This is a genomic window from Dyadobacter sp. HNCC25DJ184 (assembly GCF_056895215.1).
The window spans coordinates 58,850-75,032 of sequence record NZ_JBXHAQ010000014.1; the positions used below are offsets into that span (position 1 = coordinate 58,850).

Annotated in this window: 10 protein-coding genes; 7 read left to right on the top strand and 3 right to left on the bottom strand. The window is 45.7% G+C overall.

Annotation, left to right across the window (positions count from 1 at the left end):
* Nucleotide 1: 1 nt before the first annotated feature.
* The 3 genes from AC1XUD_RS19850 to AC1XUD_RS19860 all read right to left on the bottom strand — a co-directional run bounded on the left by AC1XUD_RS19850 (nt 2) and on the right by AC1XUD_RS19860 (nt 6,041).
* Entirely contained in the window at nt 2-1,204 is a 1,203-nt protein-coding gene (locus AC1XUD_RS19850) for an efflux RND transporter periplasmic adaptor subunit (protein ID WP_309993594.1), read from the bottom strand.
* A 38-nt stretch (nt 1,205-1,242) separates the two neighbouring features.
* Nucleotides 1,243-5,634 (bottom strand): CusA/CzcA family heavy metal efflux RND transporter, encoded by a 4,392-nt coding sequence (locus tag AC1XUD_RS19855; protein ID WP_483362764.1) that lies wholly within the window; start codon nt 5,632-5,634, stop codon nt 1,243-1,245.
* Between the two features lie 86 nt (nt 5,635-5,720).
* Complete coding sequence (locus AC1XUD_RS19860) at nt 5,721-6,041, bottom strand: DUF6660 family protein (RefSeq protein WP_409014532.1); 321 nt, start codon at nt 6,039-6,041, stop codon at nt 5,721-5,723.
* A 1,002-nt stretch (nt 6,042-7,043) separates the two neighbouring features.
* Here AC1XUD_RS19860 and AC1XUD_RS19865 point away from each other — a divergent pair.
* From AC1XUD_RS19865 to AC1XUD_RS19895, 7 genes are all read left to right on the top strand, one after another.
* Nucleotides 7,044-7,712: a response regulator transcription factor gene (locus tag AC1XUD_RS19865; RefSeq protein WP_483362765.1), complete on the top strand. Its 669-nt coding sequence runs from the start codon at nt 7,044-7,046 to the stop codon at nt 7,710-7,712.
* Between the two features lie 10 nt (nt 7,713-7,722).
* Entirely contained in the window at nt 7,723-9,096 is a 1,374-nt protein-coding gene (locus tag AC1XUD_RS19870) for a sensor histidine kinase (protein ID WP_483362766.1), read from the top strand.
* Nucleotides 9,097-9,362: 266 nt separating this feature from the next.
* Nucleotides 9,363-9,803, top strand: coding sequence for a Rieske 2Fe-2S domain-containing protein (locus tag AC1XUD_RS19875; RefSeq protein WP_483362767.1), 441 nt, complete (start codon nt 9,363-9,365; stop codon nt 9,801-9,803).
* Between the two features lie 12 nt (nt 9,804-9,815).
* On the top strand, nt 9,816-10,730 hold the full coding sequence (locus tag AC1XUD_RS19880; RefSeq protein WP_483362768.1) for a DUF5777 family beta-barrel protein: 915 nt from the start codon (nt 9,816-9,818) through the stop codon (nt 10,728-10,730).
* Complete coding sequence (locus AC1XUD_RS19885; protein WP_483362769.1) at nt 10,720-11,283, top strand: YceI family protein; 564 nt, start codon at nt 10,720-10,722, stop codon at nt 11,281-11,283. The genes AC1XUD_RS19880 and AC1XUD_RS19885 overlap by 11 nt, the downstream gene beginning before the upstream one ends.
* Nucleotides 11,284-11,342: 59 nt before the next feature.
* Nucleotides 11,343-11,729, top strand: coding sequence for a hypothetical protein (locus AC1XUD_RS19890; protein ID WP_483362770.1), 387 nt, complete (start codon nt 11,343-11,345; stop codon nt 11,727-11,729).
* A gap of 90 nt (nt 11,730-11,819) precedes the next feature.
* Nucleotides 11,820-16,178: a CusA/CzcA family heavy metal efflux RND transporter gene (locus AC1XUD_RS19895; protein WP_483362771.1), complete on the top strand. Its 4,359-nt coding sequence runs from the start codon at nt 11,820-11,822 to the stop codon at nt 16,176-16,178.
* Nucleotides 16,179-16,183 lie beyond the last annotated feature (5 nt).

Consider the following 16,183-nt stretch of genomic DNA (forward strand, 5'->3'; position numbering starts at 1 on the left):
GTTAGTGGCCTCCTTCTTCTTCCTCAGAATTTTTAAGTGTTGATAGCAGCGCATAGGCACCTTTAAGCACAATCTTTTGGTCCTCAAATCCCTGTGGGGATTTGATCTGGGTATACCCGTTTTCTGATACGCCCTTGGTCACCTGGACCATCTCAAAAGCCATTCCCTCAGATTGCTCGGAACTACTATCACTGCCAGCAGCTTCCGGGCGCTGTATAAAAACATAGGATGCACCTTCAAAATCAACAATGGCCTGATCAGGGAGCGCAAGCACAGGATTTGCTCCGATCTCGATGACTGCCTTCACAAAGTTCTGTGGCAACAGGCCGGCTTCGTCTTTTTCGAGGTGGCAATGCACACGCACGGTCCGGTCTTCATTGATCTTCTGGTTGATCAGGTAAACTTTTGCCAGGTATTCTTTGCCTGCGTTGTTGCTGACCGTAAAGCGCACCAGCTGTCCTAGCTTGATTTTAGGGATATCCTGCTCAAAAATGGAAAGCTCCACATGCAAGTGGTCGGTGTCAACGATTTCAAACATGACATCGGTCGGGTTGACATATTTACCCAGGTTCACATTCACCGTCGTCACCGATCCGCTGATAGGGGAATGTATCGTGGCGCTATTGACAATAGTTCCTTTCTGTAAGGTAGTCAGGTTGATGCCCGCCGTAACAAGCCTTTCTCTTAACCCCGCCAGCCGTGCTTTCTGGGTCTTTACTTCCGATGTTGCTTGCTGCAATACTTTTTGGGCATTGATATTTTCCTTGCTCAATTCCAGCTGACGGCTGTACTCTTGCTGCGCGTATTCGAGCTTACTTTCCGTTTCCAGGAAGTCTTGCTGGATCTGGATAAAGTCAGGGTTTTCGATTGTGGCCAGCAGTTGGCCTTTCTTGACGCGCATCCCCTGCAAGAGCTCGGTTTTTCTGACAAACCCGCCCAGTGGTGCTGATATGCTTACCAAGTTTTGTGGCGGGATATCGATCACACCATTAGCCGTGACAACATCACTCAAATTGCGGGTACTGGCCGCGCCCAGCTGAATAGCTGCCGTTTCGTACTGCGCTTTTGTGAGCTCAACTACATTACCTTCTTCCCCCTCATGGTGCTCTTCATCCTGATGGGCTGGCTGCTGGCTTTCCTCCTGTTTTTTACCACAGGACCAAATCCCTGTAAGCAGAAACAAGACAATTAATATATTTTTCATCGTATGGATCATTAGTATGATTGATAATTTAAAGTGGGTCATTGCTGTTTGGCTAACAGAAATTCAATTTCAATGACCGATTGGTTGTAACTGTCCAGTAAGTCCAGGTAAGTAGACCGGATGTTTAAAGCCCTGGTAAGTGCCTGGGAAAACTCGACATAACCAATCTCGCCTGCTTCATAAGCCTTTGTGGCATTGCCTGCAATGACACCGGCCAAAACCAAAGTTTTTTGTTCATATAAAGCCAGGCTCTGGCTCGCACTCTGGTAGGTATGCATGGCCTGCTGAAAACTGCCTATTAGCTGCACACGGGCAAGCTCCACCTGGTTCTGGGCCACCTTTTCATTGAGCTCCGAGGCTTTTATGCGTGCCTTGGAAGCACCGCTAAAAACCGGGATCGACACGCCCAGCTGAACCCCCTGGAAACGCTTTCCGGCCCCATAAAAAACTTCGGTACCATTGATATTCTGTCCACCGATTAAAGATTGGTTGAAGTATCCTATGCTGAAATCAGGTAGCAGGCTGGTGCGTGCAAGAGCTGTAGACTGTTTTTCGATGGCAACCTGCTGGCTCAGGTACTGCAAATAGGGGTTTAAACCAATGCCCGATGTATCTGTCAGGAGCTGACCAAGATCACGTCTTTCCAGTGTATCGGTCTGGGCTTCCACCGGTCCGGCGCCATTGATCAATGTCTGCAGCTGCCGCTGTAAGACTAGCAAATTACCCTGGTTTTGAATGATCTGTGCCTGGATTTCACCCTGCTCACTTTCGGCTACCGAGTATTCAAGCTGGCTTGTTTCGCCAGTCTTAAAGCGCAGCGCTGCGGCCTTGACAAAACGGTCTGCCCGCAGCCCTTCGGCAATCAATAGCTGCTGCTGCTGCTTAAAGCGTACCTGCTGATAATAATTGCTTTTGATTTGCCGGACGAGCTCTGCCTTGGTCACTTCAAGCCGGGCTTGCGCGCCGTTAATCTGGGCAGACAACAGCGCTTTTCTTTTTGCGCCTACCTTTGGGTGGGGCAAACTTTGGGAAATATTAAACTGGTTATCGAACCGGTTGCTGTTGTATTGCCCTCCCATCCAGGAAAGATCCGTTTTTGCGATCTCCACAGAAGTACCAATCAATGAACGCTGGTAATCGATTTGGTAAATACCTGCTTTTACTTCCAGGTTTTTGCCGGTCGCTTCACTGATGGCTGTTTCCAGGGATATTTTCCGGCTTGCATGCGTGGAGTCCTGCGCCTTTACAGCTGGGGCAGAAAAAGTAATTGCACCAAAAACAAGCACAAGTGCCCCGGCCTGTTTCATTGCAGCACCGCCAAAACGCTTCTCGACAATCAGGTAGAGCACCGGCAGTACCAGCAGCGTCAATAATGTTGCCGACACAAGGCCCCCGATTACCACAGTCGCCAGTGGGCGCTGCACTTCCGCGCCAGAGCTATTAGACAAGGCCATCGGTAAAAATCCAAGTGATGCCACAAGTGCTGTCATCAATACCGGGCGCAAACGGGTTTCAGTACCTTGAAAAATGACCTGCTTTAAATCGGTCATCCCCTCCTTGCGCAGTGAGTTAAACTCTGCAATCAGCACAATGCCATTTAATACGGCCACGCCAAAAAGGGCGATAAAGCCGATGCCGGCTGAAATACTGAAAGGCATTCCCCGAAGTGAAAGGGCAATGATTCCACCAATTGCTGACAGCGGGATCGCTGAAAGGATCAAAAGGCTCTGACGAAGCGAGTTGAATGTAAAATAAAGCAGTACAAAGATCAGCAGCAGCGCGATGGGCACTGCAACACCCAAACGGGTGTTGGCTTCCTGCAAGTTTTGAAACTGGCCTCCATAGGTGGTATAATAACCCGTAGGCAATTTTATCTGGTTATCTATTTTAGTTTGAAGCTCCTTGACAATGCTTTCTACATCCCTGCCACGGACATTGAAAGCTACTGTTATGCGCCGCTTGGCGTCCTCCCTTTGGATCTGGTTAGCACCAGTTTTCATCTCTACGGTAGCGATCTGGCTCAGCGGGACTTGCTCCCCGTGCGGTGTGGTGACAAACAATCCCTGCACATCTTCAAGGGCTTGCCGGTTCTCGCTTTTTAGCCTGACTACCAGGTCATATCTTTTTTCACCTTCATAAACCAGGCCTGCACTGCTTCCTGCAAAGCCCGTATTGATGGTACGGTTCGCATCTTCAATGCTAATGCCAAACTGCGACATGCGGGCACGGTCGAAATTAACGACGATCTGTGGCAGGCCGCTGACTTCTTCCACATACAGATCTTCGGCCCCTTCAACAGAGGCGACCAGTTTGCCTATCTTCGCTGCCTGCTGGGCCAGGACATCCAGGTCTTCGCCAAAAATCTTAATGGCAACATCTTGCTTTACCCCTGAGATCAGCTCATTGAAACGCATCTGGATTGGCTGTTGAAAGCCAAATGTTACACCAGGGATGGTCTGGGTAAGGGTGGCCTGCATTTTCTCTGCGAGCTCCTCCCGCCCTTTGGCTTTTGTCCACATGGATCTTTCTTTTAATATGACCATTACATCAGCGGCTTCTACGGGCATAGGGTCTGTGGGTATCTCGGAAGCACCGATCTTGCCTACCACTTCCACGACTTCATCCGGAAAATTCTTTCGCAATACACCAGCCGCTTTCTGCACGGCGTCCACAGACTCGGAAAGCGAACTACCTGTCAGCACGCGCATTTCAACAGCAAAATCACCTTCGTCGAGCTGCGGGATAAACTCGCCACCCATATTCAAAAACATCCAAAGGCTGATTCCGAAAAGTCCCAGAGCACTCGCGACCACAATCACCCTTCTACGAAGTGCAAAGGCTAATGCAGGCAGGTAGAGCCGGTGAAAAAAGGCAATAATGCGGTCTGAAATATTGGGTTTATGCTCATTTTGCTTGCTTAAAAACAAAGCTGACACCATCGGCACGTAAGTCAGCGAAAGGATGAAAGCGCCCAGTATGGCAAAACTGACGGTTTGCGCCATGGGGCGGAACATCTTTCCTTCAATGCCTACCAGGGCAAGGATCGGCAGGTAAACGATCAGGATAATGATTTCACCAAATGCAGCTGAATTCCGGATCTTGGAGGCTGATTCATATACCTCGTTATCCATTTCCTGCTGGGAAAGCCGGTGGGTATATTTCTTTCCCATGATGTGGTGCAGGGTAGCTTCAACAATGATAACGGCACCATCGACAATCAAGCCAAAATCAATTGCGCCCAGGCTCATCAGGTTACCTGACACACCAAAAAGGTTCATCATACTTACCGCAAAAAGCATTGCCAGCGGGATTACCGAAGCAACTACAAGCCCGGCACGAAGGTTACCTAGCAGCAGGATCAGCACGAAAATGACAATAAGAGCGCCTTCGATCAGGTTTTTTGAAACGGTGCCAATGGCATTGTTGACCAGTTTGGTGCGGTCCAGGAAAGGCTCGATGACCACGCCTTCCGGAAGCGATTTGCTGATCTGCTCTATCCTTTCCTTTACATTGCCGATCACCTTGGCAGCGTTTGCTCCTTTAAGCATCAATACCAGCCCGCCTACCACTTCGCCTTCATCGTTGCGGGTCATTGCGCCATACCGCACGGCGGTGCCGTACTGCACCGTTGCGATATCGCGGATCAGTATGGGAAGACCGTTTGAAGTTTCTTTGACCTGGATACTTTCAATGTCTTTCAGGTTTGTGATCAGTCCCTCGCTTCTGATAAAATAGGCATTGGGCTTTTTGTCAATGTAAGCCCCGCCGGTATTTTGATTGTTGCGTTCAAGTGCCGAGAATATCTCAGCCATCGAGATCTGGGCACTTCTTAATTTGAAAGGGTCGATTGCTATCTCGTACTGCTTCAAAAAACCGCCAAAGCTGCTTACGTCTGCAATCCCTTCGGTGCCCAAAAGCTGCCTTCTGACAATCCAGTCCTGGATGCTCCGCAGCTCCATAGGTGGGTACTTCTTCTCGTACCCTTTTTTGGTGTGCAGGACATACTGGTATATTTCGCCAAGACCGGTTGTTACCGGCGCAAGCTCGGGCGATCCGGCGCCTGGCGGTATCTGCTCCACAGCACTTTGCAGGCGCTCTGAGACCTGCTGCCGCGCCCAATAAACATCAATATTATCTTTGAAAACGATGGTTACGACTGACAGTCCAAACCTTGAAATTGAGCGGATTTCCTCCGTGCTCGGGATGGTGGCCATGGCCGTCTCAACAGGAAACGTAACTAAACGTTCTACTTCCTGCGCGGCCAGGGAAGGGCTGCTTGTAATGATTTGTACCTGGTTATTGGTAATATCCGGCACGGCATCAATGGGCAGCTGAGTCAGCGAATAAATGCCCCAGGCGACAAGTGCCAGGGTAAATATGCCGATAACAAGCTTATTATGAATTGAAAAATGAATGACCTTATCTAACATCTGGACTTAGAATTAGTGTAGAATGAGCCTATAACCATGACTTAGAAGCCACAGCTATAAAGCAAACCATAAATAAATGGGTTACACTAAATCCTGGGAGGTTGCCAGATAGATGTCATCTCGCCGCCGTCGTTGCGAGCAGCGTAGGTAAAATCCGGGTCACTAAAAAAAGGAGTAGATGCTACTTCCGGCAAAGACATAACGGGGTCTTGGAGCGTTATGCCAGCACAGCATGCACAAATACAAAATGGGGAGCAAAGGTCAACAATGCCCTGATCCTGATGATCGGAATTTGTATTGAGGGTAGTGGTAGTTTGCTCATATGAGACACGCAATACTTCGTCCTGGCATGGAATGCAGGAAAGTACTACCGTGTAAAAAGCTAATATGCAAAGAGCTAATCTCATAATACTGCAAAATTAGCTCAATTAAAAGTGCAACAGGTAGGCAAAAACAAAATAAGATCTCAGCCATCTTTGTAGGTCTACTTGTGACCACCCATTGGATTCGTACTTCAGTGCCAAATGAAAAGCAAAAAGGTTATCCCAAATTCGTCTAATCGTAGCAAACCGGCGAAGTCTCCATACCGCTCATTCATGAAGGTTTCAAAACAACCAAGGCCGTCAGTTTTGATGATAATTCTTTATGGCATAATTGGATCTTTAATGGTAGCTGCGATCATTTTGAAGCTAAGGCACTATTTTATCGCCCATTGAGATAGCGTATGGCCTGCGGTTCGAGCCTATCGGCTCTTTTCGTATTAATAATAAAAAAGATGAAGCACTTGGGCGGCTTTGGTTTACCTCCCACAAGCACTGCAAACCGAAGTACAGTTTAACGTGCCTGTTGTTGAAACGATCATTATACAAAATGTTGTACTTTAAGCAATTAGAGATTATTTTCTTCCAAACAGATGATTACTTTAAAACCACGGTTTGAATGAACCCTCGCAACCGTTAAGGCTTTTAGCAGACTTTCTAAAAACTGACCTGTGCGGAAGAAATTAATCCCCCAGACGATCAGGAAAACAATACCACCAATGATTGCTATTTTCTTGACAAAATTGGTGATCTATATCTGGAGTGGGGTAGGTGCGTGTACGAGAGCGGTTAAGTAATTTATGCTTTGAAATGTTTATATTATTTGGTACTTAGCTTGTATATAGTTCTGATAAACTGCTCCAGGGGGGCGCTTAAAACAAAATTTTTAGCAAGGCAATGTTTCAAATTTGCTACCCCATAATTCCCCAAATTCCGCTAAAAATCCTTGATAACTCTGGCAAAATTTAAGACGATCTTAAGAAATCCTTAAGTCAATTTATAGGATTACGGCTATTAATTTACAGGCGGAGTTAATTACAATCAATTAGCTTTACATGCAATCATCGAATCAGACTTGAATGAAAACCTATGAGAATCCTGATAATAGAAGATGAAATCGGAATACTAAATTTTCTAAAACAGGGTTTGGAGGAGGAGTCTTATGCTGTGGATACTGCGACGGATGGTAAAACGGGCCTGGATATGGCGCTTACCGGCGAATATGATTTGTTATTGATAGACTGGATGTTGCCTGGGAAAAGTGGCGTGGAGATCTGCCGTGAATTCAGAAAACATTTTGCAAAAACGCCTGTCATATTCCTAACAGCCCGCGATACCGTTCAGGATACCATATTTGGATTGCAGTCGGGAGCCAACGATTACATCAAAAAGCCTTTTAGTTTCGACGAGCTTTTAGAGCGGATTAAGGTTCAGCTGCGACCAGTCACGGGTGAGCAGGCCGAATTCACGCTTGGCCCCATTCGCATCGATACGCTGTCGCATCAGGTTTTCAGAGAAACGGAAGAGATAAAACTTACACAAAAGGAGTTCGCACTGCTGGAATATCTTTTGAGAAACAAAGGGAAAGTCTGCAGGCGCAGCCGGATTATCGAGAGTGTCTGGGATATTCATTTTGACTATAACACGGGTGTGATCGATGTCTATATGAACGCTTTGAGGAAAAAGCTCAAACTTGCAAAGGAAGAGGATTACATTCAGACCATCCGTGGTATCGGTTATATTGCAAAAGAGATTTGAATAGGAAAATATGACGACTTCCTTTAAAAATAAAATTGCCTTCAACTTTACACTAAGCACGGCGCTGTTGGTGGCTGTTATTTTTTTTGTCATTTATCATATTGTAAGCCTTACGGTTTTTAACGGTTTGGAAAAAGATATCAATCTCCAGGCGGATAAACACTTTTACGAGGTGGGTGTAAAGGATGGTGTGCCTTATATTGCCGATAAAGAGGAATGGTTTGAAAAAGAACACCGTGAACTGGAAGTTAATCCGGTATTTGTGCAGATAACGGATAGGAACGGAGCAGTCATTGAAAAGTCTCCAAACCTGAAGCTGGATTATTTGAGTGCAGATCTGACTAAGAAAGACAAGGTGTTTTTTCAAACCAGATTGAAAGGACTGGCCATTGCCCAGATCCAGGTGGCATTAAAAGAAAATGGAAAACCCTCTGGTTATCTGATCGTTGCGATTCCTATAACCGAGTCTGAAAGGGTGTTGGACAATCTTAAGTCAGTGCTGCTGACTGCTTTCCCCTTTGTTTTGATCGTTCTCTTTTTTGTGACAAGATTTATAGCCGGGAAGAGTATTCAGCCTGTCCTTAGCGTGATCGATACGGCCGGTAAAATAACCAATGAAAATCTTAAAGCACGCGTTCCGTTGCCGGGCGGAAAAGACGAGCTTACAAAACTAGTGATCACGATCAATGATCTGATGGATCGGATCGAAAACGCAGTTGAACGTGAAAAGCAGTTTACTTCCGATGCTTCCCATGAGCTGAGAACACCACTGGCCGTCATCAAAGGCACGCTGGAAGTTTTGATCAGGAAGCCAAGAACTGCAGAGGAATATGTCGAAAAAGTCGCTTTGTCGATCAAAGAGATTGACAGGATCAGTTATCTGGTTGATCAATTATTGCTTCTGGCACGATTTGAAAGTCAGAAAAAGGCGATGGATCATCAGCGTGTGGACCTTTCGGAATTGACAAGCTCCATTCTGCAACGTCAGCAGCAGCAAATTCTGGAAAAGGAATTGTCGGTAGAACTGATAACCGATGATCACGCGAACGTTTATGCTGATCCGTACATGCTTGATATCATCATCGAAAACCTGATTTCCAATGCCGTTAAATATTCGATACGTAAAGAAAGTATCAAAATTGTGATCAGTCAGATAGGTCAAAACGTGACCTATTCTGTGATCGATAGCGGAATTGGTATTGGCGCCGATGAAATAGATAAAATACAGGAACCCTTTTATCGCGCCAGCCCCTTGCAGCATCCCCAGATTAAAGGCAGCGGGCTAGGGCTTTCTATCGTGAAAAGAATGTGTCAGCTCTTGGATATCCGCTTTAAGATCAATAGCGAGATCAGTCACGGTACCACTGCCGAACTTCTTTTTTAACATTAAAAGGCTGACCCCAAGTCTTCTGCCTCTGTTAGTAATATCTGTGATCTATACAACTTATGGTTTGTTGTGTGTAATCTTTAACATGTGTTATTCAGGACATTTGTTAAGATTAAATAAGGCAGATTAAACTTTTCAATTAGGCGGGATTACTTCAAATAATTGAAATCTTAAGCAAACCTTAAGAATATCTTGAGGAAACACTAAGGCAGCCCCGAATACATTTGAGAAATTATTCATAGGACATCAACCCGATTTCGATCATGGAGCATAACACTAAAGCCGATAATATAAACCGTCACGAATTTTTGAGAAAACTGGGTTTTGCAGGATCTGCCCTGGCCGCTGTTTATTTTGGGGCAAACCTGCAATCCTGCACAAATGAACGTGTGAGCCCGGCACCTACAAACCTGACGCTGGATTTAACCGCAGCGGAAAATGCTGCATTGAAAAATAATGGAGGTTATGTAGTCAAAGACGGTGTCGTAATAGCCAAAAGTAACACCGCGGAATATATTGCTGCTACGCTTACATGCAGCCACGAAGGGAAAAATCAGATCATGTACCAGTCAGATCATTTTTACTGTCCTGCGCATGGAGCCAAATACGACAATTCCGGCAAAGGACTGAACAGTGAAGGGAAAAAGGGCATCCGTGTCTATACAACCAGTCTGACAGGCAATATTTTGACCATTACCGCATAACATAACACCAGAATGAAAAAATTTATAGCCGTTGCCATGTTGCTCACGGGCTCATCTGTATTTGCACAGGATGATTTATTGAAACAATTAGATCAAGTTCAGGATTCTGCGACCGTTTACAGTGCGGCTACTTTCAAAGGAACCCGCATCATTAACGGGCATTCCGTAGAAACAGTCGGGAAAAACAATATGGATTTTATCATTTCCCACCGTTTTGGCGCAGTCAATTCGGGTGCGAATAATTTCTTTGGGTTGGACGAATCCCAGATCAGGCTGGCTTTGGAATACGGCATCACAGACCGGCTGATGGTCGGGATCGGTAGAAGCAGCTATCAGAAAACCATCGATGTTTTTGCCAAATACCGGCTCTTAAAACAGTCATCGGGATACAGGAATATGCCGGTTTCAGTTACGCTTTTTGCCAGCGATGCACATAATTCAAGCACTTCATCAACAGATCTTCCTTTTTACACGATCGCCCAAAGGCAGACTTACACTTTTCAGGCACTGATTGCACGGAAGTTCAGCGAGAAATTGTCGCTGCAATTAACACCTACAATCATGCACAGGAATTTGGCAGAAAACCAGATCGATGCCAACAATCTGTATGCGCTGGGGATGGGAGGACGCTACAAACTGACCAAACGGACTTCATTCAACGTCGAATATTGGTATACACCAAAAACATTCGCAGGTACAACACAGCGGGATCCAAGATTTACAAACACCCTTTCGCTTGGTTTTGATATCGAAACTGGCGGACACGTTTTCCAGCTGCACCTGACAAATTCAAGAGGAATGATCGAGAAACAGTTCATTGGACAAACAACCGGAAAGTGGAACAGCGGGGACATTTTCTATGGCTTCAACGTAGCCCGCACATTCAGTTTTGACAAAAGTAAAAAACGCAACGCCAGTGGATACTAAAACATTTAAACTGATGCTGATCGTCATGACCAGCCAGCTCATAGCCGTTACATGTTATGGACAATTGTACATGACCAAAACTGGCGAGACGAGTTTTTTCTCCGAAACACCGCTCGAAAACATAGCAGCTGTTAACAAACAGGTGCTGGTTATTCTGAACACAGCAAATGGGGAAATTGCAATTAAAATGCAACAGCGCGGATTTCATTTTCCAAATAAACTCATGGAAGAACACTTCAATGAAAACTACATGGAAACAGAGAAATATCCGGCGGCAGTTTTTACCGGAAAAATTAAGGAGCAAGTAGATTACAGCAAAGACGGCAGTTATGCAGTAAGTGTAGAAGGGATCATGGACATGCATGGCGTGAAACAAAGCCGGACACTCAAAGGTCAGCTTGCTGTATCAGGTGGGCAAATCACGATTACCTGCGGCTTTGATGTCAAACTTACCGACCATAAAATTGAAGTCCCGACGCTGGTGCTGGCTAAAATTGCAGAGTCTATTGCCGTTAAAAACAAGTTTGTGCTGACTCCTAAAAAAGCGGCCTGACGAACTAGAAAGGTTGCTTTAAGCATAATCTCACCAATAGATTAACCAAAAGTATTCTCTTGAAAAAGCAGATTTCCATATTGTTGCTGGTCATTTACCTGTTCTCGAACTTTCATCTGATCGAACTGGTAAAAATACCTATGCTCATTGAGCATTACGGCCAGCATCAGAAATGGAATCAAAAATCTACTTTTATTGATTTTATTGTCCTGCACTACCAGCAAGCAATATCCGGACATCCGGACTACGATCTGGACAAAAAACTACCATTCCTGTCTGGTCAGGATCATTTTGCGATCTGGATCGCGCCCATCCTGCCACAGTCTGCATTTCTCTTTCAGCCTGACTCGTTCTGCTATCATTTGAGACACACCAGTTTCTATCGAGACGCATATAGGAGCACATTTTGTTTGTCGGGAATCTGGCAGCCACCAAAGTTTTGTTGATCCCCGTTTTTTAAAAGGATATGCACCCAATTGCTAGCACAATAACTTCATATCCAATTTTGATTACATTTCAGATTAACAATACAATTCATGCTAAATAAAATTATTGGCTTCGCTGTCAGCAACAAACTCATCATAGGCCTGCTCGTCGTAGCCCTGATCGGCTACGGAAGCTATGAGCTTACCCGGCTTCCGATTGACGCGGTGCCCGATATTACCAACAACCAGGTTCAGGTCATTACCGTTGCACCATCTTTCGGAGCAACGGATATCGAGAGATTAGTCACTTTCCCCATCGAACAGGCCAACAGCAATATCTCCGGACTAAAAGAAATCCGCAGTTTTTCCCGATTTGGTTTGTCGCTGGTTACCATCGTTTTCGATGATGCCACCGATATCTACTGGGCACGACAACAAGTTTCAGAGCGGCTTTTAAAAGTTCAGACAATTATCCCGCCTGGTATCGGCACGCCCGAGCTGGGGCCGATCAGTACCGGTCTTGGAGAAATTTACCAGTATGTCGTTCGCCCGAAAGAAGGTTTTGAACACCGTTATAACGAAACAGATCTGAGGACGATCCAGGACTGGATTGTGCGTCGTCAGCTGCTTGGGGTAAAAGGCGTTGCGGAAGTGAGCAGTTTTGGAGGGAAATTAAAGCAGTTTTCTATTGAAATTGACCCGCAAAAGCTCCTTTCTTATAACATTACGATCAATGATGTTTTTACGGCGCTGGAAAATAACAACCAGAATACAGGTGGAGCATACATCGAAAAAGGGCCGACCGTGCTTTACATTCGCAGCGAAGGACTGGTGGAGAACCTGGATGATATCAAAAATATTGCTGTTAAATCCCTGACCGATGGTCAGCCGTTATTTATCCGCGACGTGGCCGATGTGAAGACCAGCTTTGCAACCCGATATGGCGCAATGACCTACAATGACAAAGGAGAGGTTTCCGGTGCGGTGGTGATGATGCTTAAAGGAGCGAACAGCAGCGAGGTTATTAAAAATGTAAAAGAACGAGTCGCTCAAATTCAGAAAACATTGCCCGAAGGTGTGGTAATAGAACCCTTTCTGGACCGGACCAAAATGGTAAACAATGCCATTGGAACTGTTGAAAAAAATCTGCTGGAAGGTGCGCTGATCGTCGTTTTTGTGCTCGTGCTGTTTCTTGGAAATTTCCGTGCCGGTCTGCTGGTCGCTTCGGTGATCCCGCTGGCCATGCTTTTTGCGGTGATTATGATGAATACTTTCGGTGTGAGCGGCAACCTGATGAGCCTTGGAGCATTGGATTTTGGACTGATTGTTGATGGTGCCGTTATTATCGTAGAAGCGGTGATGCACCAGATAACGCACAACAAAAAATTTGCCGGTCTGGCACGGATCAGCCAGCAGCAGATGGACGAAGAAGTGAATGAGTCCGCAGACAGGATGATGAACAGCGCGGTTTTCGGCCAGGTGATCATCCTGATCGTGTACCTGCCGATTTTTACTTTGCAGGGAATTGAAGGGAAGATGTTCAAACCTATGGCGCAAACGGTTGCCTTTGCATTACTCGGTGCGTTCATTTTGTCATTGACTTACATTCCGATGATGAGTGCTGTTTTTCTGAGCAAAAAAATCAAAACGGAGCCCGGCTTTTCTGACCGGATCATGGACAAACTTGCCAAAAAATATCGCTACGCACTTGAACGGGTAATCGGTCATCCTAAAATGATTCTCATGTCGGTGCTGATCCTTTTTGGATCGGCGCTTTACCTGCTTACTACCTTGGGCGGCGAATTTATTCCGGCTTTGGAAGAGGGTGATTTTGCCGTAGACACTCGTGTTCTCACCGGCAGCAGCCTGACAACGACGATAGAAAATACAACGAAAGCAGCCCATATTCTGAAAACGCAGTTTCCTGAGGTGTTAAAAGTGGTTACCAAAATAGGAAGCGGGGAAGTCCCGACCGATCCGATGCCAATGGAAGCCAGCGATATGATGGTGATTTTGAAGGACAAAAAAGACTGGACATCAGCGAAAACTTTTCCTGAACTGTCCGAAAAAATGGGAGAAGCGCTCAAAGAAGTTCCAGGCATTACAGCCGGGTTTCAGTTTCCTGTCCAGATGCGTTTTAATGAGCTGATGACAGGCGCAAGACAGGATGTGGTTTGCAAAATTTTCGGCGAAGACCTTGATACACTTGCGCTTTATGCAAAGAAACTCGGAGCGATGGTTAACCAGGTTGAAGGCACAAAAAATTTGTATGTTGAAGCCGTTTCCGGTATGCCGCAGATTACAATTCATTATAACCGCAACGCTTTGGCGCAGTACGGTCTGGATATTTCTGCCATCAATAAAACCGTAAATACCGCCCTGGCCGGGCAGAGTACCGGGATGGTTTTTGAAGGAGAAAAAAGGTTTGAACTGGTGGTGAGACTCAGCGGTGAACGTAAGAAAAGTCTGGAAGATATCCGTAACCTGCTGGTAGCCGCGCCCAACGGAATACAGATTCCACTCTATCAACTCGCGGATGTAAAAATCCAGGATGGCCCAAATCAGATCCAGCGGGAAGACGCAAAAAGACGGATTGTGGTCGGGTTTAATATTGCTGGAAGGGATGTGCAAACGATCGTGAACGAACTGCAAATCAAGGTCAACCAAAACCTAAAACTGCCGACGGGTTACTATATTACCTACGGTGGATCTTTTGAAAACCTGAACGCGGCCAAACAGCGGCTGATGATCGCTGTGCCGGTTTCACTACTGCTCATTTTTGTGCTTTTATTTTTTGCTTTTAATTCAGTAAAAGACGGATTATTGATTTACTCAGCCATACCGCTATCTGCTATTGGCGGGATATTTTTTCTGGCCCTTCGCGGTATGCCATTCAGTATCAGTGCCGGAATTGGTTTTATTGCGCTCTTTGGTGTCGCGGTTTTAAATGGGATCGTACTCGTTGCAGAATTCAACAGGATCAGAAAAGAAGAACAAAAGGACATTAAACAAGCTGTTCTGGAAGGTACACAACATCGGCTACGTCCGGTATTGATGACTGCTTTTGTCGCCTCACTTGGTTTTTTTCCCATGGCAATCAGTAATGGTGCAGGGGCGGAAGTGCAGCGGCCATTGGCCACTGTCGTGATCGGCGGACTTCTGGTCGCAACTTTTCTGACACTTTTTGTACTTCCGGTGCTGTATCTGTTTTTTGAAAATGGTTTTAAGTTTAAAATGAATGGTAAAGCAAAACTGGTCTCACTGCTGATTCCGGCCATGATACTATTTGGAATTTCAAGCGGTTTTTCTCAAAATAAAATTGATTTGAAAACGGCCACAGACATTGCTCTGGCCAACAATCAGAATTTAAAAACGGAAAAACTCAGAACCCAGTACCAGAAAGCGCTTATAAAAACGGCGGTGGTATTACCTCAAACGGGCGTTCAGGTGGAGGCCGGACAAATCAACAGTTTTTATACAGACACGCGCTTTAACATTACACAATCGCTTAGTCTGCCAGTTGTTTACGCCAGACAAAAAACGCTTTTGCAAAGCGAACTTTCGGCCAGTGTTCTCAATGTGGCGGTAAGAGAAAATGAACTGCGAAAAAACGTCGCGCAGGTTTTTTACATGTTTTTATACCAAAAGAAAAAGGAAGAATTGCTCATTTCTCTGGATAGCCTTTATTCTGGTTTTTATCAAAGGGCAAAGGAGCGTTTTGAAAAGGGGGAAAGCGATATTCTTGAAAAAACCACCGTGGAAACCCAGCTTGCCGATATCAGAATGCAGCGTCAGCAGCTCGAATCCGATATAGTATTATCAAGGTTGCAATTTCAATTGTTGCTCAATTCGCCGGATAATCCAGAGCCGGAATTACATGGTAATCTGTACAATCCGGTTGCAGTTCCTGATTCAATTCATTTCGAAAATCACCCTCAGATGCGGTTTCTTTCGCAGCAGCAGCAGATTGCTGCGGCCAATATTGATGTTGAAAAGGCCAGACTTTTACCGCAGCTGACTGTAGGTTACAACAACATGAGCATGCGTGGAACCGGTGCGGATGACAAAACCTATGGCAGTTCTCAGCGGTTCCAGTCTGGGCAGATCGGGGTTGGTATTCCCATTTTTGCAGGAGCTCAGAAGGCACGTATAAATTCTGCCCGGATCAACCAGGATATTAGCCGGCAAAGTTATCAGGCCGGTGCCCAGATACTGAAATCACAGTACTTTTCAGCTCTGACAGAATACAGGAAATTCATGACCGCCGTGCAGTATTACGAAACGAGTGGACTGAAAAATGCTGCCCTGATTACTGTAACCGCCAATCAGCAATTAGCAGGCGGAAGCATCAATTATCTGCAATGGGTGCAGCTTATAGGCCACGCCACTTCCATCCGGAGCCTTTATCTGGATGCGGTGATGAACCTGAATAGCAAAGCCATTGAACTTAATTATTACCTTCAAAATTAACATCG